Source organism: Paenibacillus piscarius, assembly GCF_022234545.1.
Lineage (GTDB): Bacteria > Bacillota > Bacilli > Paenibacillales > Paenibacillaceae > Paenibacillus_AQ > Paenibacillus_AQ piscarius.
This window is the reverse complement of record NZ_JAIEUI010000017.1, coordinates 17,771-38,668: the sequence shown is the minus strand read 5'-3', so window position 1 is coordinate 38,668 and position 20,898 is coordinate 17,771. Positions and strand designations below refer to the sequence as shown.

The 20,898-nt window shown below is 58.6% G+C and carries 14 protein-coding genes; 3 read left to right on the top strand and 11 right to left on the bottom strand.

The genetic code is table 11. The features are described from left to right. Nucleotides 1–110: 110 nt before the first annotated feature. The 9 genes from K1558_RS23185 to K1558_RS23145 all read right to left on the bottom strand — a co-directional run bounded on the left by K1558_RS23185 (nucleotide 111) and on the right by K1558_RS23145 (nucleotide 14,289). A complete protein-coding gene (locus K1558_RS23185) occupies nucleotides 111–2,384 on the bottom strand; it encodes a glycoside hydrolase family 88/105 protein (protein ID WP_238654130.1) in 2,274 nt (757 codons plus the stop codon). Then, entirely contained in the window at nucleotides 2,384–3,580 is a 1,197-nt protein-coding gene (locus tag K1558_RS23180) for an FG-GAP-like repeat-containing protein (protein ID WP_238654301.1), read from the bottom strand. The genes K1558_RS23185 and K1558_RS23180 overlap by 1 nt, the downstream gene beginning before the upstream one ends. A gap of 111 nt (nucleotides 3,581–3,691) precedes the next feature. Beyond that, on the bottom strand, nucleotides 3,692–4,492 hold the full coding sequence (locus K1558_RS23175) for a polysaccharide deacetylase family protein (RefSeq protein ID WP_238654128.1): 801 nt from the start codon (nucleotides 4,490–4,492) through the stop codon (nucleotides 3,692–3,694). 55 nt (nucleotides 4,493–4,547) lie between these two features. Next, nucleotides 4,548–5,243, bottom strand: a complete 696-nt coding sequence (locus K1558_RS23170; RefSeq protein ID WP_238654126.1) for a DUF1961 family protein — start codon at nucleotides 5,241–5,243, stop codon at nucleotides 4,548–4,550. 147 nt (nucleotides 5,244–5,390) lie between these two features. Next, entirely contained in the window at nucleotides 5,391–8,189 is a 2,799-nt protein-coding gene (locus K1558_RS23165; protein ID WP_238654125.1) for an exo-rhamnogalacturonan lyase family protein, read from the bottom strand. A gap of 118 nt (nucleotides 8,190–8,307) precedes the next feature. Next, on the bottom strand, nucleotides 8,308–10,674 hold the full coding sequence (locus tag K1558_RS23160) for a helix-turn-helix transcriptional regulator (protein ID WP_238654299.1): 2,367 nt from the start codon (nucleotides 10,672–10,674) through the stop codon (nucleotides 8,308–8,310). Between the two features lie 90 nt (nucleotides 10,675–10,764). Next, nucleotides 10,765–12,372 (bottom strand): extracellular solute-binding protein, encoded by a 1,608-nt coding sequence (locus K1558_RS23155; protein ID WP_238654297.1) that lies wholly within the window; start codon nucleotides 12,370–12,372, stop codon nucleotides 10,765–10,767. Nucleotides 12,373–12,415: 43 nt separating this feature from the next. After that, on the bottom strand, nucleotides 12,416–13,300 hold the full coding sequence (locus K1558_RS23150) for a carbohydrate ABC transporter permease (RefSeq protein WP_238654123.1): 885 nt from the start codon (nucleotides 13,298–13,300) through the stop codon (nucleotides 12,416–12,418). A 17-nt stretch (nucleotides 13,301–13,317) separates the two neighbouring features. Further along, on the bottom strand, nucleotides 13,318–14,289 hold the full coding sequence (locus K1558_RS23145) for an ABC transporter permease (RefSeq protein ID WP_420800465.1): 972 nt from the start codon (nucleotides 14,287–14,289) through the stop codon (nucleotides 13,318–13,320). Nucleotides 14,290–14,775: 486 nt separating this feature from the next. Between K1558_RS23145 and K1558_RS23140 the strand changes: the two genes are divergently transcribed. Beyond that, nucleotides 14,776–16,764 (top strand): beta-galactosidase, encoded by a 1,989-nt coding sequence (locus tag K1558_RS23140; RefSeq protein WP_238654122.1) that lies wholly within the window; start codon nucleotides 14,776–14,778, stop codon nucleotides 16,762–16,764. A gap of 273 nt (nucleotides 16,765–17,037) precedes the next feature. Here K1558_RS23140 and K1558_RS23135 read toward each other — a convergent pair whose 3' ends face one another. Both K1558_RS23135 and K1558_RS23130 read right to left on the bottom strand, forming a co-directional pair. After that, entirely contained in the window at nucleotides 17,038–18,042 is a 1,005-nt protein-coding gene (locus K1558_RS23135) for a methyl-accepting chemotaxis protein (RefSeq protein WP_238654121.1), read from the bottom strand. Nucleotides 18,043–18,188: 146 nt separating this feature from the next. After that, nucleotides 18,189–19,220 carry an FIST signal transduction protein gene (locus tag K1558_RS23130; protein ID WP_238654120.1) on the bottom strand — a complete coding sequence of 344 codons (1,032 nt, stop codon included), beginning with the start codon at nucleotides 19,218–19,220 and terminating at the stop codon, nucleotides 18,189–18,191. Nucleotides 19,221–19,455: 235 nt separating this feature from the next. Between K1558_RS23130 and K1558_RS23125 the strand changes: the two genes are divergently transcribed. Together K1558_RS23125 and K1558_RS23120 are read left to right on the top strand one after the other, a co-directional pair. Next, nucleotides 19,456–19,641, top strand: coding sequence for a hypothetical protein (locus tag K1558_RS23125; protein ID WP_238654119.1), 186 nt, complete (start codon nucleotides 19,456–19,458; stop codon nucleotides 19,639–19,641). 81 nt (nucleotides 19,642–19,722) lie between these two features. Then, nucleotides 19,723–20,211, top strand: coding sequence for a YfbM family protein (locus tag K1558_RS23120; protein ID WP_238654118.1), 489 nt, complete (start codon nucleotides 19,723–19,725; stop codon nucleotides 20,209–20,211). Nucleotides 20,212–20,898 lie beyond the last annotated feature (687 nt).

Sequence of the window (20,898 nt, the reverse complement as noted above, 5' to 3'; positions counted from 1 at the left end):
AGGTGCACTTGTGCTCCTCCTGCTGACGGCTCAGAGGGATTTATCCCTTTGATTTCGGCCCATTGCCCATTCCCAGCTGTTTCAGAGGGATTTATCCCTTTCATTTCTGCTCACTGCCTACTTTTAGCTGCACCAATGGGATTTATCCCTTTCATTTCGGCCTCCAGCTCCCGCCTGAGCTCAAGCGCTTCAATACCGGCCAGCAGCACAATGCCGATTCCGTGAGTATCGTTGAGCTGCCAGGTGAGCTGTTCCTTGTAATATAGTTGGTTAAAGGAATACCCCGAGCCCCGGCAGACGCCATAGACGTTCCCCTGATCGTCGATGCAGTATTCGGCCAGCGCCGTCCAGCCGCGCAGCGCTGCTTCGACATATGGGTCTGGCTCTGTCAGCCAGCCTCTGCGCACGCCGCGGGCAAAAGCATACACAAACATCGACGAGCAGGATGCCTCCGCATAAGATTCGGGATCAGTCAGCACCTGATGCCATAATCCTGCGGCGTCCTGCAGCCGTATATACCCTTCGCACAGCCGCCGGTAGTAATCCAGCAGTTCTTCGCGCTGCGGATGCTGCTCGGGCAGTACCTCCAGCAGCTCCGTCAGCGAGAACAGCACCCAGCCGTTGCCTCTGCCCCAGGCTACTCCGTTCGGCTTGCCGAATTTGTAGTCATACACATGATGCATAATGCCAAGCTCCGGCTGAAACAGCCGGTTACGGTAATGGAGAAACTGTGACACTGCATCCTCCAGATAAGCGGTATCTCCTGTCAGCAGATAATACCGGCTCAGGAACGGGGTGCTCATATACAAATCATCGCACCACATCGTGCCTTGCATGAAATCGGTGGTGCCCCGTGTCCGGTAGAGCGCCCCCTCCTCATCGCGGGACTGCGTCGCATGAATGTACCGGGCGATATACGCCGCTGTTTCGGGCGCTCCATGGAGCGGCTGTTCTGCATGGGCCGCCAGCATCGTAGCACCGAAGGAGCCGCAGTCATCCAGCGAATCCATAAGTGCCAGCTGCTGGTTGATCCCCGGAGCTCCGTAGCGGCTGCGGTCCCAGAGCGAATACGCATGAAGCCGGGTGCACTGCTCAATATGTTCTCTGGCATAAGCGGAATAATGAAGATCGCCCAGAGCCTTACCGGTACGCAGCAGACCATAAAGGGTCACCCCCAGCGGATAATTCCAGCGCCCGTACAGCACACTCTCCAGATAGGGCCTGACTGCGCCGCCAGGACGGTCCACCCGCCAAAAGCATTCCTCTGCCCCTTCCCCGAAGGGAGCATCCATAGAAGCTGCTTCCAGCGGCTGCGGTGCCGCCGATTGCTGAAAAGGGCCCAGGTACAGCCATGGTCCGGTCTGCCCTTCCACCGGGTAGGGACTCACCAGCTTCACTGTGCTGGTGGAGCCCTCCCCCGTGTCTCCTACGGGGACACGGGGAGCTGCTTCCGCCGCTTCCAGGCGGAAGCCCCAGTCGTGGCCGCCGCACACGGCCTCGACCAGCACGTCATGGCTGCCGAAGCTCAGCGGCAGCCGGCACTCAAGGCCGGCACTCTCCTCAGAGTGGATGGCAGCAAGCTTGCCATCCACATAGACCATGAGTGCCGCTACATCCCGGCTGCGCAGACTCAGCCGGACGTCAGTGCCGCCCGGCGCGCTCACCGCCAGCCGGCTCCAGGCCAGCGCCGCTGCGCCGGGCACCGCGCCGAGCACGCGCGCGAGGTTCCCGCTCTGCGCCTGGGTATCCGGCCATCCGGCCGCCGGATACCAGACACAGCGGGCCGCCAGCACAGCTTCGGCGGCCTCCCCAGCCTCCGGCTGCAGCGCCCACCTGCTCCGCTGCGGCGCGCTGTAGATCCAGCCCTCGCAGCCGCTGCGCTCCGCAGTCGGGGCCAAAAAATGCAGCGGCGCCCCCTTCACGCTCCCGGTGCCAAAAATCCCGCCGCACCCGGTCCCGACGGCGGTGCATTCCAGCAGGAAGTGATTCCAGCCTGCCTTCAGTCCGGTGCGAAAAAACGCCTTACGGTCCGGGAACACATCGTCGTTCAGATTGGACACGAACACGGCAACGCCGCCAACATAGACTGTCACCGGACCGAAACAGCTGAGCGCGAGCGGGATTTCGCTGTCTGCATCGCTCCACAGCTTCCCCCAGGCATAGACAAATTCCCCGTCCTCCAGCTCAGGCAGCCGCTCCTTCAGGTTCATCTCGTACCGGCAATCCGCCAGCCGCGGGAAGCTGTCTTCCAGATGCACGCGATAGACCGGAGGCTGCGGCGGATTCGCACCAATATAGCGGTTCGCTATGATGGCAAGTATTGCTTCCGTGTGCTCTCCGGCTGTGCGGACGATAGAGTGACGCGGATGAAAATAGGCCCCCATCACAACGGCACCTCACCGCCGGGGTACAGGGTGGAGCTGTACAGCCGTTTCGGCTGGGGCAGCGGCTGCCCGGGGTGAGCAGCTTGCAGCGGGAGCGCTTCACCGGCATAAACGGCGGCCAGCTCATCCGTATAAATAATGACCTGCTCGGTTCCGCTGCCCAGCAGATCCCCGTGCACGGCATAGCCCTGCTCGGCGAACTCGGCCACGATATTCATATAGCCGTCATAGAGGGCCGGAAGCACGGACTCACCCCGGCGGTACGCCAGAATATAGTCCGGTGCCTCCGGCCAGAACCGGCTGACTGCTTCGACAATGGTCAGCCAGCCAGCGGTGGTGCGCTCTTCCTTCCACAGCTCGCGGCCGGACTGGTCCAGCAGGAACATAGCGTCCTTGCCCCGCAGGCCTTTGCCGTCATCCTCGCGGACCAGGCGGTCAAGGCCCGCAATCTGCAGGCCGGGCAGATCCGGGCGGAACCGCCCGAGCGCCAGATGCTGCGACTCAACGGAGCCTTCATACCGCCACAGCTCGCGTCCATCACGGTCGTACATCACCGTCACACTGCCGCCGATTACCAGCTCCGGCAGCCCGTCCCCGTTCACATCGCCAACCCACAGGCAATCCGCGTGATCGTCCAGATCCTTGCAGCTCCAGAGCAGCTTGCCCTCCGCGCTCAGCAGATCATATCCGGCCATCACCTCATCGCGCCCGTCACCGTCCAGATCGTACACCCAGGGATAATGCCCCACATTGCCCTGATGGGTCCAGAGCAGCCGGAAGTCCCGGTCCAGCGCCCATAGCTGATGGTAGCGGTCTTTGAGAATAATGTCAGAAGGATAATCCCCGCCTGACAGGTTGGCAATAATGATACAGTCGTGAGCGTCCTTCGCCGGCAGCGGATGAACCGCTTTGACTTTGCCCGTCGCCCCCTCCAGAATATATAGCTGGTCCTTCATCACACACAGCACCTCCATAGCGCCGTCACCATCGATATCAGCAATCTGCGCCGGATAATCGGAGCCTTGGCTGCCTGCGCCCGGGTCCGGCGTTCCCGTCTGCCACAGCAGACGGCCGTCCAGATTGTACGCCGTCAGGCACTGCACCTGATGCGGAATATAACGGACATCCTGGCGGTTATCCGGCTGCACCAGCAGCAGTTCAGCCCGGCCGTCCCCGTCCAGATCGCCGAGCAGCATTTTGCATCTTGGACCGGCGGCGGAGATATCCAGTCCGGCCAGCCGGTGCAGCTTTTGACTATGATCCGTATGATTCACAATTCATCCTCCTTCACTCTATCCTGTTCTGTATCAGCCCAGATCCACAGTTTGTCCCCCGGGCACCTCGACTACCGTAGCGTCAACCTCCAGCCAAACAGCTGCCGCTCCCGGATTATAGACAAAATCCCTCGCCGCCGAGAACAGCAGCCCCCGGCAAGCCTTCATGTAATCCACCAGCTCCAGATTGGTCGCATACCAGATGTCGCCGCGTCCGCCCGCCATGGCGCAGAACCGCTCCAACAGGTCCCAGTTGTTGTCATTGTCGAACTCGTAGCTGTGTCCCCAGACATACATCAGGTACAGATACTGCCGCTTATGCAGCCCCACAAAAGCCTCCCCGTGAGCCAGCAGCTCCCGGTTATGATGACAGGTCGCCTGCCACTCCAGCCAGTCCTCCGGGAGAGCGAACCCGCCGCTAGACTGCACAGTGCGGGCATATTCAATACCCAGATACGGCAGCAGCGCCTTGATCTCCTGCGTATAGGAGCCGTTCGGGTAGGACATGCCGCGCACAGGCTGGCGGACCAGCCCCTCCAGCACCCTGCGGTCCTCCATTATCTCCTCCACGACCAGTTCCCGCGGGCAGCGCGCCAGCGTCGGATGACTCCGCGTATGCACACTGACTTCATGTCCGTGATACAGAGCTGCTACCTCGTCTGCCCTGATACGGTCCCCTTCGCCAAGCAGCCCCGAATTCAGATGGAAGCTGCCCTTGATCCCGTGCTGGTTGAACAGGCCGACCAGACGTTCATCCGCCCGCCGTCCGTCATCATAGCTCATGGTCAGCGCCTTATGACGGCCTTGCGGGTAGCAGTAATACACTCCCGACATTGCAGTGAAACCTCCTTTGTACGATTTATCATCCGCCCAGCCGTCTATCCCAGCTTCAAGGAGCATAGACGACCAGGTTGCTATATTCCGCTATCAGCGGGGCCATCTGCCGGAAGCCTATTCTGCCGCCGCCGAGCAGCGGACCGAAGGACGAGCCGTCATCCACCCAGTGCAGCACCGGCAATTCGTTGATGGCAAACGTCACGTCAGCCCCCCGCTTCACCACCAGCATCCGGTAGTCCGCAGTCATGTCGGCGGTATCCGGCAGCGGGTCAGCGCCTTGGGCGACCAGGTGGAAGCCGTAGCTTTTGCGCAGATTACAGGTGTGAAAAGCCCGCTCCTCCTCCCACATCCGGCGAAAAAACGAGATATGATAGGCATCCATCTCCCCATGGTGGTACTGGTCATATTCGCCCATACGGACCGGCAGGGACGGGTCGAACAAATCCTTGCCCCCGGCACCGGCAGCCGCGAAGAACAGAATCGCCAGCCCCGGCTCCCGCAGCGGACGGAACCTCCAGGAGATCGCAAGCTCTGCCGGGAACACCTCAGGGCACCAGAAAACCACATTCGCCTTCTGCCCTTCCTCAGCCCCCCGGGTGCTCTCCAGCCTTAGCCGTCCCTGCGGAAACGAAACCGCACCATCGCCTTCCATCCGGAAGCCATTCACCTGCGCAGGCCCCTCCAGCGTATTGCGGTAAATCTCCCGCCAGCCCTCAGGAATGCCTGCTCCTCCCTGCAGCATAGTCATTGAATCACCTCTCCTTTCCCGGCACCGGCATTATGGTCAACTCCGGCACCGGCCCTCGCGCTAATCCTATCTTCTGCTCCAGTTCATGAATCAGCCTTATCACCAGTTCACGCGCCATGCCCAGCAATTCCTCCATTTTTCACTTAGCTAAATAAGTGTAAAATTACATCTAAGCCCATCCCGTGCAGGCAGCGCTTCAGCAATCAGCTCCAGCGCAATGATCGTGTTCAGCGACCACTGCGAGGCTTCATTCGTATTCATCCAGTCAATCTCATCGAGCGCTTCCGTATACGTCACCCGCTTCAGTTCCTCCTCCAGCCGGAGCTTCCCGAACGGATTCTCAAACAATACGCTCCAGCAGCGTTCTGCCGTAGCCCGGTCGTCCTTGACCCATGCGCCGTAGGCGGCAATAGCGACACTCAATACCGGATGCTCAAAGCGCTGCTTGCCTGTAATCGCGCCCCCGGATCTAAGCTGCTGCTCTTCCTCAGGCAAGTTATAGAAAACACCGAACTCCGCCAGCATGTCCTCCCACTCCGGGTCCTCCAGCATCATCGCCAGCTCGAACCACACCTGCGGCCCGCCCATACAGATCGCCAGATGCCGTCCCCAGTTGTCATCGCCCATAGGACTGAGAATTCCCGTGGCGGGATCATATCCGTAGGTTGGCCCGGAGATCAGCCGCAGATTGGCTGCTTTGATGCAGCCGATGCCTGTGAGGATTTTGTCACGGTAGAAGGTGTCCTCATAACGTTCCCAGCGGGTCATCCAATTGGAGCTGAACGCGGCCCAGTCCGGCCCCACCCGCACATGGGTCTTGAATTCATCCTTCGCAAAATAAGCCCGCATCGGGTCCAGATTCACCGTGGAATAATCCGCATCCTTCACACTGTCCATGATGTCGCCGGTCCGCTCATCACCGGTAAGATAATAGTAGTAGCGGTGCAGCCCCGCCATCGCAATCCGCGCCTCCTTACAGCCGCAGCCCCAATGCACGACATTATGCCGGGAGCCAAGACCCGCATATTCCCCGAAATGATACATATCCACCTCGCTGGTATGCCGGGTCATCGCTTCCGCCATCCGGTAAATATCCGCGCGTCCGGTCCGCAGGAAGCTCACCCACAGCCACATGTTCGGCACCAGCTCGGCATTCTGCCAGGCACAGCCGCCCAGATCATAATTCCAGACATGGCGGACCGGATCATAGCTGTGCATGAAGTCGCCGTAATCCCACAGGCCGTACCACTTCCGCTGCTCCATCTCCTTCTGGTAAAAGCTAATAATCCCGTCCAGCCGCTCCTCCAGGTAGGCCTTGGCCGGGGTGCTGCGGTCCGGCAGGCTCCAGAGTCCAAACGCCCGGCTGCGGTGGTAATACTCAGGCTCACAGACCAGCAGCGGCGGTTCATTAACCTGCTGCTGCATCTGCCGAAGCTGCCGGGAATCCGGCGTCTTCGCCGTACACCACAAGGTCAGCTCGTTCGTGTTGGCGATGCCGTAAGGGGTAGCCCGCAATTCCTCCGCGCCTTCATAGGAGGACTCGACATGCGTCTTCGTATCATAGTGGCGCAGGTCCATCGCCTGCGCCTCTGGCGTCCAGAACCAGACGGTTAACGCCGCTTCAGCACCGGAGGTCCCGTTGATCTCCAGCCCGGACGGATGCTTCTGCCAGAAATCCTTCACTCCGGCAGCCAGACCTCCGCCGTCACAGCCGACATAGCCCAGTCCTCCGGCCCTCCGGCCTTCAGCGCCCTTAATCCAGGTGCATTCCGGCCCCGTCCGCTTGTGAACGGCATAATGCTCGGACGAATCCTGCACCAGCCGGAAGTCATCCCATACCGCTGAATCCTGGAGCAGGCTGGTGAAATAGGCATCCTCCACGGGATCGAAGTGCTGGCTCTGTCCCTCAAGCTGCCCGGCGAACATCTCGGCATATTTGCCCCGGGTTCTGCGGGTCTGGAGCGTCTTGGGGGATTCGCTGAAGATTCCCCCGCTGCCCGCCAGCCTGACATGGCGGTTGTACAGCGGACCGCTGAGCGGCACCTTGAACAGCAGGCCCAGCCCCTTGATGAAATCCTGTTGCGGGTTGCCGTCATAATGAAAGGTATGCACCAGCCGGATGGACGCAAGCCCGGTATAGAAATAGAGCCGCAAAGTATAAGGAAGCCATTCCCTTGCTCCCCTTGTGCTTCTGTGCCGCCCGTCCAGCCGGATCACGGCACGCACCGGTCCCTGCTCCTCCAGGCTGGCCTTCAGCGTCACCCCGGTGAACCGTTCCTGCCGCAGCGTCAGCTCCCCGCTGAGGATGTCCCGCTGCTCGCGGAGACAGACCAGCTCGCTTCCGCTGCACACCAGCTTACCCGCACTGGCATCTGCACTCACTTCAGCGCCTGCACACTCACCAACCACCGTGCTCATACTCACGCCCGCACTCGTCCCCGTCCCTAACCCCGCCTCCGAAGCTCCGCAATATCCATAATACCCGTCCACTCCCCCGGTTTCCGCCGTGTCCCGGCGGATAATCCGCGAGATCACACCCGGGCCATGCTTGACCACGGTGCAACGAATGCTGCCGGTATCGACAATATAAGCCTCCTCCGTCTCTTCCACGGACACCTGAAAGGCTGCGGGCATAACGCTCTGCCCGGCAGAGCGTTCCAGCCTATATTTTGCCGGACTCCCTACAGGTTCTGCCGTACTCTCTTCAGGGCATACGGCAGAATGCAAAGACCATTTGATGCTGCCGTCCGGCCAATACGCCGCCGGGCGGCTCTGCAGCGGCAGACGGGGGCCATCTTCAGCCCCGCTGCCAAGACATAACGCGTCCAGTTCGCCGCGCTTCAGATCGCCCTTGGACCAGGGAACCCCCCAGGTCACCCCCGCAGCCGCAGCAGGCGGGTTCAGCCACCGTAGCCGGACTGGCAAGACTGAGGATAAAGAGGTCATCTTCTGTCATCTCCTTGATGGGACATCACCCGGACGAATGAACGGTTACCGGAGCAGGAGGCCTGCGGACGCCGGGGTGACGGGAAGTGAGCCGTTGTCATGCTGGAGCCGGTCCCGCTTAGCGGGTCCCGTTCTCCTTCTCCCCCTCCTGCCGGCTCAGCTCACGGTAACGTGTCGGGGTGATGTCCTCCTGTTTTTTGAAAATCCGGTTGAAATAGCTCTGCTGATAGCCAACCTGCAAAGCGACATCATTCATCTTCAGATCGGTGTCCCGCAGCAGCTCCTTCGCCTTGGTAAGTCGTAATTCCGTTAAGTAATCGATGAAATTCTGCCCGGTGACCCGCTTGAACGACTTGCTGAGCAGAAAGGGGCTGGTGCCCGTATAATCCGCACAGCTATCCAGCGAGATATTGTCCATATAATGCTGCTGAATGTACAGCATCGCCTGATCGATCGTCCGTCTGATCCCGGCGTCCGACCGTTCACACAGCTCCTTCAGGAAGGGGGCCGTCACCTGCGTGCGGAACCAGGCGAGAATCAGGGCCGGCTCATGGATCTGCGAGAGGCTCGCATACAGATTCCTGCCGCGCAGCAGCTCGCTCTGGGCCATCCCGGCCTCCAGCACCGCATGGAGGATCGCGCCGAGCAGATGCAGCATCCCCTGCTGTACGTCGATCACCTTCGCGCCGCCTGCAGAGAGCGTCTCCAGAAATTCCTCTAGCAGCCGGTCCGCCTCCTCCGCCTCGCCGGTCCGCAGCGCCTGAATCAGCCCGCGCTCCAGCGTGAACGAATACTGCGGCAGCGGGTTGCCCTGCCCCTCCCGCTCCAGCTGCTCCAGGCTGATGATCTGGTTCCCGCCCCCGTATCTGCTGTGGCTGGCCGCCTGCTTCGCCGCCTCGAACACCCGCGGAATTGCGGAGATGCTCCCGATCCCCGCACTGTACGCCACTGTAGCCTGAAGCTTAAGCATCCGGCTCAGAGTGGCCGCCAGCTCTTCACCGAAGGCGCTCACGCGGGCAGAGTCCGGGCCGTTTCCCGGCTCCATCAGCAGCACGCCGGAGGTCAGGTCATGCAGATTGACCGTCTCCGCCCGTACGAAATGCTCCCGGGCAAGCTCCAAGGTGATATTCACGGCCGCGAACGATACCAGACTCTCGTCGCCGCTGCGGAACTTGGCCTCCAGACTGGAAATGCCGGTCAGCTGGATATACAGCACCACAAACGTACAGTTCTCCACTTCCCACTTATACTGCTTCATCCGGCTCTGCAAGTCCTGCTCGGAATAAGCGTACAGATATCCCTGGAACAGCTGGTGCAGGAAGCTCTGCTGCACCAGCGGCAGCTGCTCCGAGAGCGTGTACTGGAGGGCGTGCTGCTGCCCGTGCAGATTCTGCCAATGCCGCTCGATCAGCGTCAGCTCATCCACCCGGTCCCCGGAGGCCGCATGCTCCGGGAGCAGCGTCTGGAGCAGACGGCGGACCGGGGAATAGATCCGGCGGGAAGCAATCCAGGATAGGACCGCCGCCAATAGCAGAGCGCACAAGCTGACCAGGATAATTATCCGGGACAGCCGGACCACCGGAGAGGTGACGCTGGAGATCGGCGAAGCCGACACATACCGCCATTCGCTGGCAATCCGCGAGAAATCGCCATAGGTTACCGCATAAGTCACCCCATTCCAGTCATACAGAAATGATCCGCTATTCTGGCTGCCTCTGGCTGCAATAGCAGCCCGCAGCGCCGTAACCAGCGGCGTAGGCGCATCCATTCCGCTGCCCGAGATGAACAGCCCGCCGGTGGTCTGCTCCATGAACACCTCTCCCGAGCTGTACGGGGTCATGGTCCGCAGCATCGCGGATACCTTCTCTGTATCCATCCGCAGCAGCAGAGCCCCGAAGGGCTCCAGACTGCCGCCGGGGATATGGTGCACCAGCGTCAGCTCCTTCTGCTCCAGCTTCTCCGGGTCCAATGCGAACTCGGTCCAGTAAGTACTCCGCTCCTGTCTCAGCAGTTGTCCGTACAGCGCCTCCTCCTCCGCCGACAGCGTTCCGTACTCCGGGCCGAAGCGCACCGGCGGATTGCCGGCCAGATACAGCTCGACCTGCCGGACCATGGAATTCGAGCCCTGCATGACGACCAGCGTCTTGGTAATATCCCAGGCCCGTTCATGATTCCGGATGAAATCCATCTGGCGCAGCCCATAGTCAAACTTCGGATCGAAGGCCCAGTGGGCCAGCATCTGCTCCAGATTGGACAATTGCTCATTAATGTTGTCCGCCCGCTGCTCAATCTGCCGGTTATGCATACGGAGCAGCTCCTTCTCCAGACTCCCGCCGGCCATAAAATAGACCAGCAGCCCGATGATCAGCCCGGGAATGGACGAGACGATCAGCACAATAATGAGATTATTGCGGTAATAACGGCCCTTGCGTCCCGCCCGGGCTCCGGTATACCTGTTCCGTGCTCCTGCCGCTTCATTCTCCATTCGTTTCACCAGCCGAATCCTTAGTTTAGAGTTGCCGCCATGCAGCCGCAGCGGGGACAGACCGGCCGGAGACTGGAGCAGGACCGGACTTTACTTGCCGCCTGAGGCGTACAATTCATTCATTTCCTTCACCAGCTCATCTCCGCCAGTCTTCCGCCATACCTCAAAAGCAGACTTCAACCCGGCCTCATCGATCTGGCCGACAATGAATTTAATACGCGCATCGTTGATTACGTTATCGAGCTGCGAGCCTTTTTGCGTATAGACTGCCGAGATCAGCGCTTCGGCCGGATTGGTCACAATCGTTGCTTCATTCGTCTTCTGCACCTCGGTCTGCTTCACACGCAGCGGGGTCTGCTTCACCATCTTCGCCTTGTCCTCCGGGATGAACGGCAGCATCTGGTTCAACCCTTCCACTTCCGATTCCAGCAGAACCGTATCGCTGGAGCGTTCGATATATCCATCCACAAGCTTGTAATGAACTCCTTCAATGCCATAATTCAGCATCGTCTGCAGATCCTCGTCATTCAGCCGGTCCAGGAAGATCAGCACCCGCTTCAGCTCTTCCTCGGTTTTGACCGAGGACTTCGGAATCGCCAGCATCCCGGAGAAGCCGGAGGTCGGGAGGGTATGCAGCGCGCCGTCCGCTCCTTTCACTCCGCCGATGACATCCATATAATGGCGTTCCGGCTCGTCTTTGCCTTCTTTTTCGAGAGCAGCATGAATCTTGTCGTCCAGCCGGGCCGCGTTATCAACCACATCAACGATGACACCGGCCTTGTTGTTGACGACCGGATCATTCCATTTGGAGCTGTCCATCACCGCGAAGTCGGCGTTGATCAGCTGCTCGTCGTACAGCTTTTTCATGAATTTAAGCGCTTCCAAATATTCGGGATATTCATGCTCAGGCACCAGCTTCCCATCCTGCACGCCCCACTTGTTCGGAGCGCCGAACCACAGCTTCATCGTATCGAAGCCGCTGGCCCACTGGCCGGTCCACTTGACCAGCACCATGCCGTACGTATCCGCCTGGCCGTTGCCGTCGGGGTCCTGCTCCTTGAACGCTCGCAGCATCGAATAGAAATCGTCCACGGTCTGCGGGGTCTCAAGCCCAAGCTTCTCCATCCAGTCCTTGCGGAACACCACGCCGTTGCGTCCCAGCGCCCGCCCTCTGTAGATGCCGTAATTCTTGCCGTCGATGGCCGAGTTATTCAGAATGACCTCCTTCGCCCCGCTGAGATTCGGATAATCCTTGAGATACGGACCCACCTCCCAGAAAGCGCCGGATCTGGCCGCATTCACGAAGCTGGACGCTTTCACGTCACCTACATACATAATATCAGGCAGCTTGCCGGAAGCCAGCGTAATGTTGAACTTGTCGGCATAGGATGCATTCGGCACCCATTCGAAATGGATCTTGGTATTCGTCAGCTCCTCCAGCTTGGCGGCGACCGGACTGCCGTCCTTCGGATAATTGGTTTTGAAAATCGGCAGCATCAGCGTCAGCTCAAGCGGCTTCTCCGCCTTGGCAGTACCGTCCGCCTTCCCGCTGTCAGCAGCAGGCTCCTTCTGTCCCGCACCCGCATTCTCCCCATTCCCGCCGCAGCCGGACAATACACTTAGAATCATAATCATAGCCAGCAGCATGAACAACCCTTTTTTCGCAGACCGTGTACCTTGGCTCCGCTTCATCTTCATCATCACTTGGCCTCCCTTGATCTGTTGTATGTTGACTAACCGGTTACCCTTTGACTGAACCCAGCATCACCCCTTTAGCAAAATGCTTCTGCAGAAATGGATACACGCACATAATCGGCAGGGTCCCGACCACGATAACGGCCATTTTGACCGCCTGCTCCGGCGGCTGCACGAAATTCGGGTCCATAGAGCTGAGATCCCCCGCTGCCGACTGGGACAGCATGACGATCTGGCGCAGCATCACCTGCAGCGGCCACTTGGACGGATCGTTGATGTAGAGCAGCGCCGAGAAGAAATTATTCCAGTGTCCGACCGCATAAAAGAGGGTGAACGTCGCCAGCACAGGCTTCGATAACGGGAGCACGATTCTCCACAGCAGCCCCAGCTCCGTGCAGCCGTCGATGCGGGCCGCCTCCTCCATCTCGGCGGGAAGCTCCTGGAAGAAGTTTTTGACAATAATCAGGTTGAAGGCGCTGATCGCCCCCGGAAGAATCAAGGCATTCAGCGTATCCAGCAGATGCAGCTCACGGATCACCAGATAGGTGGGAATCATCCCGCCCCCGAACAGCATGGTGAAAATGACCAGATTAAGGATCAGATTGCGGCCCATCAGGTACCGCTTCGCCATCGGATACGCCATGGTGACCGTGAAGAACAGATTGACTACTGTCCCGATCACCGTCACGTACAGCGACACCCCAATACTGCGGACAATCGTATCTGTGGAGAAAATAAACCGGTACGCGTCCAGCGAGATCGTCGTCGGAACCAGAAACACAGCGCGCTTCGTAATTTCCGCCTCGGTGGCGAAGGAACCGGCGATTACAAACAGGAACGGCAGAATGGCCGCGATCCCGATGATGCCCAGCACCACGTAATTAAAGACGTCAAAGGTGATCTCTCCGGCGCTGCGGTAACGTTTAGCCACACTCTTGGCCTCCTTTTTCAATATAATCCGGATTCGCCCGACTTCTTGGCCAGCCAGTTGGTGCCGAGCACCAGCACGACCCCGATGACCGATTTGAACAAGCCGACGGCGGTGCTGTAGCTGAACGCCCCCTGGGTAATCCCCAGCGCATACACATAGGTATCGAAGACCTCGGCCACCTCACGGTTCAGCGCATTCATCATCAGATAGATCTGCTCGAACCCGTTATCCAGAATCGTGCCCATCCGCAGAATCAGCAGAATGACAATCGTGCTGCGGATCGCGGGCAGTGTAATATGCCAGGTCTGGCGCCAGCGGCTGGCCCCATCGACCACGGCAGCTTCATATTGCTCCACATCGACACCAGCCAGGGCAGCGAGGAAGATAATCGTCCCCCAGCCGCACTCCTTCCAGATGGTCTGCAGAATAATCATCGGGCGGAACCAGTCGGGACTGGCGAGGAAATCGATTTTGCGCCCGGTCACCGTGTAGAGGAATTCATTGACCGCACCGCCCTGTGTCGTAAGGAACACGTAGGAGATACTGGCGACGATGACCATGGAGATGAAGTGTGGCACGTAGATCAGCGTCTGAATCGTTCTTTTGTAGAAGGACAGCCGGATCTCATTCAGCAGCAGGGCCAGGAGTATCGGTGCCGGGAAAAAGAACACCAGGTTATACAGCGACAGCACCAGCGTATTGCGCAGCAGCATGAAGAAATCAGGGTTCTGAAAAAAGGTGCGGAAATGCTCCAGGCCGACCCAACCGCTCTGCCAGAAGCCCAGAAACGGCTGGTAATCCTTAAAGGCAAGCAGTATTCCCCACATCGGCACATATTTGAACAGCAGAAAATACAGAAGTCCGGGGCTGAGCAGGATGTAGAGCCATTTGTCCCGCTTCAGCCGTCTGAAGCGCTGCTCGCGCCTGCTGCGGCGGAAGCTTGTACCCGCACCGATCTCTGCTGCCCCCATTGCCGCTCCTTGCTTCATTTACATTCACCTCCGTATGGATAAGCAGTGATCAGCAGCCTTGCAACTGCACTGCTTTGGTTGCGCTTTCTATTATGGTTGGCGGGTGTTTTTCCGGCAATCGGACTTTTTGGACGGCGCTTTGTACGGCCTTTGCGCCGCTTCCGCAATAAAGTGCAAAGCCGGCAAAAGTTTACTATTGATTGTGGGGGGCGGACGCTATATAAATTAAACCTTGTAAACACTCAGTATGGGATAGCCGTGACTCCAGAGAAGTTTTGGGCTTCCGGCCGCTGTTGTCTGCAGATTTCTTTGATTAGACCGCTGTTCGCGGTAGAAATCCGCATACAAAGGCGGACGCTACCGCTCCTACAGCTCCAAAATTCCCCTCCGCCACTCCTCCCAAAATTTATGTTTTCAAGTTCAAACTATATAGCTTAGGGATGGGGGATAGAAAGATAAGATCATACAGAGCCCGTGCGGGGCTTCTTCTAGGAGGTCAAAAAAATGAAGCAAAAGCTATATTACGGTGCTGCTTGGTACCCGGAGCTGTGGGGGGAGGCTGAGCGGCTGCAGGATCTTCAGCTCATGCAGGAGACCGGGATTAATCTGGTACGCATGGGCGAGTTCATCTGGTCGCTGCTGGAGCCGGAGGAGGGCTCCATTGATGTAAGTCCGTTCGCTGAATATATCCGGCAGCTGCACGATCACGGCATCGATACGGTCATGTGCACGCCGACCGCGACCCCGCCGGTCTGGCTGACCCACGGGCACCCGGAACGCCTGCATATCCGGGCGGACGGGGCGGTGATGAGCCACGGGTCCAGGCAGCATGTCTGCACGAATAACCCTTATTTCCGGCAGCGGGCGGCGCTGATCACGGAAGAGCTGGCCCGGGTGTTGGGGCAGCTTCCGGGTCTAGTTGCCTGGCAGCTCGACAATGAGCTGAAGGCGCATGTGGCGGAATGCATGTGCGGGTCTTGCCGATCTTTGTGGCAGGAGTGGCTGGAGCACCGTTATGGCAGCATAGGCGAGCTGAATGATGCATGGGGAACCGGCGTGTGGAGCCAAACGTACCAACGGTTTGACCAGGTGCCGCAGCCGGTGGCTACGCCTTTTCTGCATAATTCATCGCTCGTCACCCAGTACCGGCTGTTCCAGATGGAGAAGGTCGCGGAGTTCGCAGGAGAACAGGCAGCGATTATCCGCCGCCATTCAGCGGCTCCGATCACACATAACAGTAATGTACCTTTCCATCTGGACAATGAGGAGCTGTTCCGGGAGCTTGATTTCGCTTCGTTCGATACCTATGCTTCGCAAGCCAACAGGCACGCTTATTTGCTGAACTGTGATCTCTGGCGCAGCTTCAAGCCCGGGCGGGATTTCTGGCTGATGGAGACCGGCCCGGCCTATGCCGCTTCGCTGACAAGCTACGGCGAGCCGCACCCGGACGGCTATCTTACCGCCGAAGCTGTGGCCGCCTATGCGCTGGGGGCAGGCGCCTTCTGCTATTGGCTGTGGCGGCAGCAGCGCACGGGCAGCGAGCAGACGCACAGCTCGATCATCAGCGCGTGGGGCCAGCCTGCACTCGGGTATGACAATGTGCGCGCGGCTTCCGCCGCCAGGCTGCAGATCGAGCCGCACATGCTGAATACCCGGCCGGTGCAGGCCGAGGTGGCGGTTACTTATTCGGACCGGGCCAAGGCGTTCCTGGCCACGGAGCCGCACCGGCAGCTGAACTACCGCTCCCTGCTCGGGGACTTCTACCGGCGGATTCTCGATCTGGGCATTCACCGTGACGTACTGCCGGAAGGCGGCGATTTAAGCGGCTATAAGCTGCTGTTCACGCCTTACATCCATTATCTGTCGCCGGAATATATGCAGAAGGCGCTCGCCTTCGCTGAAGCCGGCGGCATCTGGATCGTTGGCCCGCTTAGCGGAGGGCGCACGGCGGAGCATACGCTGCATACGGATGCGGCGCTGGGGGAACTGGAACGCCTCGCCGGCGTCTGCGCTAAGTTCGTCTACCCGATGGAGGGGACGGGCAGCATCGGGGAGGCCTTCGGCTGCTCCGCGCCGCTGTCGCTGTGGAGCGCGGTGTTCGAGCCGCTGCCGGGCGGAGCCTCCGTGACCGGCGTCATTACGGAAGGCCGGACGCCGGGCCTGGCCTACCTGACCGAGCAGCCCTATGGCCGGGGAGCCATCGTCATGCTCGGCTCCCTGCCCTCGGGCAGCGAGGGCGACAAGCAGCTGTGCGCGCTGATTGAGCATTACGCTGCCCGCGCCGGTGTCACCCGGCGCAGCGATGTCACGCCGGGCACCATTCTCTGCCCGAGATGCGGCGCTGACGGAGAGCTGTGGACGCTCGTCAACATGGACGGGCTTGGCGGCAGCGTCACCCTGCCCCGCAGCGGGCAGGATGTGTTGACCGGCACTCCCGTGCCCGCCGGTGCACTATCACTTGGCGCTTATGAATACAGGCTGATTGCGCTGTAGTCAAGGAACAAGAGCTATTCATGTCCTTTTAGGCCAGTCTGTACGCAACAAAATCACCCTCCGGGTGTTGGATGCTGGTGCCTTCTCTCACCGGTCGCTCGTGAGGAGCAGCATTGTTGCATATTGTGCAGGATTTTTTATCCACAATAGTAGAAAATCATAATTTCCTAAATAACAAAGAGTGCCTTCGGCATCGTCTTATCTGCATCCGAGCACACCAAAACACCCGGCAGGCATCTCCCGCCGCCGGGTGTTTTCTTGTACCGTATCTGCTTATGCGCCAGTCTTCTCTGCCTCTTCCTGCTGCTGGAGCAGCCCGATCTGGTGCAGATGGTTCAGCAGCCGCTGGTAGTGGTCGGCCTTCTTCTGGACGGTGAGCACGAGCAGCTGGAACTGCTCCGTATCCTGCCCCGATTTCTCCAGAATCCGCAGCAGGTCATTGTTGATCTGCTCGACATCCTCCATGCTGCTCTCCTGGGACTCCTGGATTTTCTCCAGATGCTCGAAGACCTGCTCCTCCGCCTCTACAATCTCATTCATGTATAACGTAGATTCGCTGATCTTCGCCGTGGTTTCATTCATCGCCGCCGTCCCGTCACCAGATTTGCTGTGCAGCTCCTCCATTACAGCGGTCATTCCCGTGAGCGAGCCTATAATTTCCTTCACATGGCTGCGGGTGCTGTCGGCAAGCTTGCGGATTTCAGTGGCAACTACCGCGAAGCCAAGCCCCTGATCCCCGGCCCGCGCGGCCTCAATGGCGGCATTCAGCGACAACAGATTCGTCTGCTCGGCAATCTCCGTGATAATCTTCGCCAGCTGCTCGATGCTGCGGAAATGCTGCCGCAAGTCCTCGTTCAAGCTCACAAATTCCGTGAAGACGGCCGAGGCCTTCTGCATTTCTGCGGAGATCTGGAGATTGGCTTCCTTGGCGAATTCGATTTTGTTGGAGGAATACGACAGGCTGCCGTACATCTCGTTGATCAGGTCTTCGGTCTGATTGCTGTTGGCCTTCAGATGCTCCAGCAGCTTCTGCGTTCCGCCGACCTGGCTGATCAACTCCCCGCCGCCTGCCCGCAAGGCTTCAAATTCCTCGACCATCCGGGCTTCCTCCTTCAGCACCTCGCCGGTCTCCAGGCGGATTTGCTCTGCCAGAGCATAAGCATGTTCGCCGTAGGAGACAGTGCCTGATTCGTGTGCGGACGGTGCGCCGCTGTTGCTGCTGTTTTGTGCGCTTTGAGCGCTTTGAGGTACGGATGCGTTAGCTGCTTCCTCTGGCATGGTCATCCCCCCGGCCATACCGGTTTTTGCTGATTCATGATTGTTGCTCTGCCCATTACTGTGACTTTGAACGCCTGCGGCAGAAGTGTCTCTTCCCCAGACTGTGCGTAGCTTGCTTAACCACTGCATTCTTGTTCAACTCTCCCTTATTCAACCAGCAGCAGAATCATCGTCTGGTTGGCATGCTTGGTGTAATATTGTTCTCCGTAGCTGATGAAGCCGGTGGTGTTGCTGCAGAAACCAAGCATAGCCTGGTCAAAATCCGCCCACAGGCCCTCCTGCCCGAATAGCTGGTCCCGCAGCGTGCAGTTAATGTTGAGGACGAAGGAAGGCTTGAACGGGCTGCCGCCAAGCGTCTCTTTCAGCACAGCCAACGGATCGGCGGCACTCAGCACCTCCACATACGTACTGGACATCACCTGGCTGTAAAAGCTGACCGAGCCGTCCGTATGAACCTCCTTCGGGGAGGCGATGATCAGGTCGTCTTCATATCTTCTACCCAAGGGGCGGCTCAGGAAATGCGCGGCCAGCTCCTTCTCCGGCACGCCCAGTACCCTGGCATATTCCTCCGCTGCCGGACGGCCGTTGAAGGAATAGACGGTTCTGCCGAACACATCGGCTTCTGTCACCAGCAGCGTCTCCCCGGACGGAACATAGATATTCTCCTTAATAAGAGCCGTGCGGGCTGGCATGTCATAAAAGATCCCCACATTCCGCGCCCGGCGGTCCCCGATATAAATATAGGTCTCACCGTCCCCGTCATCTGCTGCACTGCCCCCTGCAACCTTGAACTGCGGAGCGGTGAAATAGAGTGAGGAGAGCAGCATCTCCTCCATCCCGCCAGTGCCGTCACACAAGAGCAAGAGGAAGGCGTTCTTATTGTCTTGTACTTTGCGGTAAGCGGCCTTCATACAGGCGGTGCTAAGTACAGGCGGATGCAGAATTTCCACAAGTTCCGCCAGCCTTGCGTCATATTCAAACCCTGTGACCACGCCATTGCGGTAGCCCTGCGGGGTGTACTCGCCTTTGGTGGAGCATAATACTGCCCGGGAGGGCGCATGAGCCGACAGTTCGCGGACGGATGCCGGCGAAGCGAACAGCACCAGCCCCAGGCTGCTATCCAGCTGTGACAGATGGTGCCGGGCTTCGTCCAGCGTGTCAAACGATACAGCAATCATTATGTATATCAACCTTCCTTTGCGGGATGAAGCCCCGCATATACTGTTACTGAAAAAATAAGCTTTAATTTTCAATACCTTCTAAGGTAAAACCAGAACCCGGCCCGCTGTCTGTGAATAATGTCGCAGGGCTGCGGCGTTACCGCCTCCTCTCATCCTTGAAGCGGAGTTGAGCCGCTCCTGTAAAGCCTGTATTATGAATATAACATAGAACCCCGAAAGGATGAGCCTGATTATGACTTATTCCCAGCGCTCCAGCCACCCTGCCGCCGCATCGGATTACACGTATCTGGAATATCAGCTCGGCCGGGCTGCGGACAAATTGGCAATGGCGGTGGAGGCTAAGGATGAACCCCGGGCAGCTGCGCTCCGGGCGGAGATCGCTGAACTGGAAGACCAGCTTGCGCTGCTAGAGGACTAGGCGGCTCATGTCTAAACTCAAAATACTAAGCACACAACACGCACAATACTAAGCACACAATAATGGAAGGAAGGCGACTCTATGGCGATACGCGGATATTATTTTGCAGCGGAGGATGAGCTAGTTGAGCAGATTGTGGCAGACAGCGTCAAGTTGGAGAGCCTCGACCTGAACTCATACCCGGGGCTGGACATCGACCGGTCCTGGGAAGCGATTCACTACCTGCTCTGCGGCGATATATCGGACGGGCCGGCGCCGCTTGGATATGTCGTTCCGCTCCATTCGGACCAGGGCGTCGAGTTCGGCACCTACGGAGCCTTCACCCTGCGCGCGGAACAAGTAACTGAAGCGCTTGACGCGATCTCCGGGATGGATGAAGCGCAGCTGCGCCAGATGTACGATTTCCAGATGATGGCGGAGGAAGAAGTCTACCCGCTTGACCCAGATATGGTGGCCGATGAGGACGCGGACGAGTTCTTCGCCTACCTGCTCCAGTTCTTCACAGACATCCGGCAGTTCTACACCCAGACTGCTGCTGCCGGCAAAGGCGCTATATTCTATTTGTCTTAAAGCTTGACTCGCCCACCTGATGTGGGGCTGGGCTGGACTGGGTGGGTGTCCGGCGGGTAAGGTGCGTGCTGCGCCGAATTCGGGTGCACTTGCTTGTGCACCTCATTGGCCTACCTCTTCCCACCCGGCAGCCTCGCTGAGGGATTTATACAGTTGATTTGCTCACTCAGCCCACTTCCGGCGTTAATATGAGGGATTTATACACTTGATTTGCTCACTCAGCCCACTTCCGGCGTTATCTGAGGGATTTATACACTTCATTTGCTCATTTAGCTTACTTCCAGCAATATCAGAGGGATTTATCCCTCAGACTTCACCGCGCAGCACGTTCGGCCAACGGTGGTCGGTGGGGAAGGGGAATCACAATTAAAAAAGGCTATCCCCGTCACGGCTGACAGCGGGATAGCCCAATCACTAAGTTACTTAACACCATTCTCACCCTGGCTCAACTAGTCAAATCTCACTCCTCTACTCACCCTAGCTCATCTAGCCAATCTCACTCCTCTACTCACACTAGCTCATCTAGCCAAAATTCACTCATCTACTCACCCTAGCTCACCTAGCCCAACCTCACTCATCTACTCACACTAGCTCATCTAGCCAAAATTCACTCATCTACTCACCCTAGCTCACCTAATCCAACCTAACTCATCCATCTCAGCCTACCCACCATCAACCTCATTCCAT

Coding starts and splice junctions, on each gene's coding strand:
- K1558_RS23120 (WP_238654118.1), top strand. CDS start 19,723: ATGGCGATACGCGGATATTATTTTGCAGCGGAGGATGAGCTAGTTGAG.
- K1558_RS23175 (WP_238654128.1), bottom strand. CDS start 4,492: ATGTCGGGAGTGTATTACTGCTACCCGCAAGGCCGTCATAAGGCGCTG.
- K1558_RS23180 (WP_238654301.1), bottom strand. CDS start 3,580: ATGCTGCTCGGCGATCTGGACGGGGACGGCCGGGCTGAACTGCTGCTG.
- K1558_RS23125 (WP_238654119.1), top strand. CDS start 19,456: ATGACTTATTCCCAGCGCTCCAGCCACCCTGCCGCCGCATCGGATTAC.
- K1558_RS23135 (WP_238654121.1), bottom strand. CDS start 18,042: ATGCCAGAGGAAGCAGCTAACGCATCCGTACCTCAAAGCGCTCAAAGC.
- K1558_RS23185 (WP_238654130.1), bottom strand. CDS start 2,384: ATGGGGGCCTATTTTCATCCGCGTCACTCTATCGTCCGCACAGCCGGA.
- K1558_RS23145 (WP_420800465.1), bottom strand. CDS start 14,289: ATGAAGCAAGGAGCGGCAATGGGGGCAGCAGAGATCGGTGCGGGTACA.
- K1558_RS23155 (WP_238654297.1), bottom strand. CDS start 12,372: ATGAAGATGAAGCGGAGCCAAGGTACACGGTCTGCGAAAAAAGGGTTG.
- K1558_RS23130 (WP_238654120.1), bottom strand. CDS start 19,220: ATGATTGCTGTATCGTTTGACACGCTGGACGAAGCCCGGCACCATCTG.
- K1558_RS23170 (WP_238654126.1), bottom strand. CDS start 5,243: ATGACTATGCTGCAGGGAGGAGCAGGCATTCCTGAGGGCTGGCGGGAG.
- K1558_RS23165 (WP_238654125.1), bottom strand. CDS start 8,189: ATGACCTCTTTATCCTCAGTCTTGCCAGTCCGGCTACGGTGGCTGAAC.
- K1558_RS23160 (WP_238654299.1), bottom strand. CDS start 10,674: ATGGAGAATGAAGCGGCAGGAGCACGGAACAGGTATACCGGAGCCCGG.
- K1558_RS23140 (WP_238654122.1), top strand. CDS start 14,776: ATGAAGCAAAAGCTATATTACGGTGCTGCTTGGTACCCGGAGCTGTGG.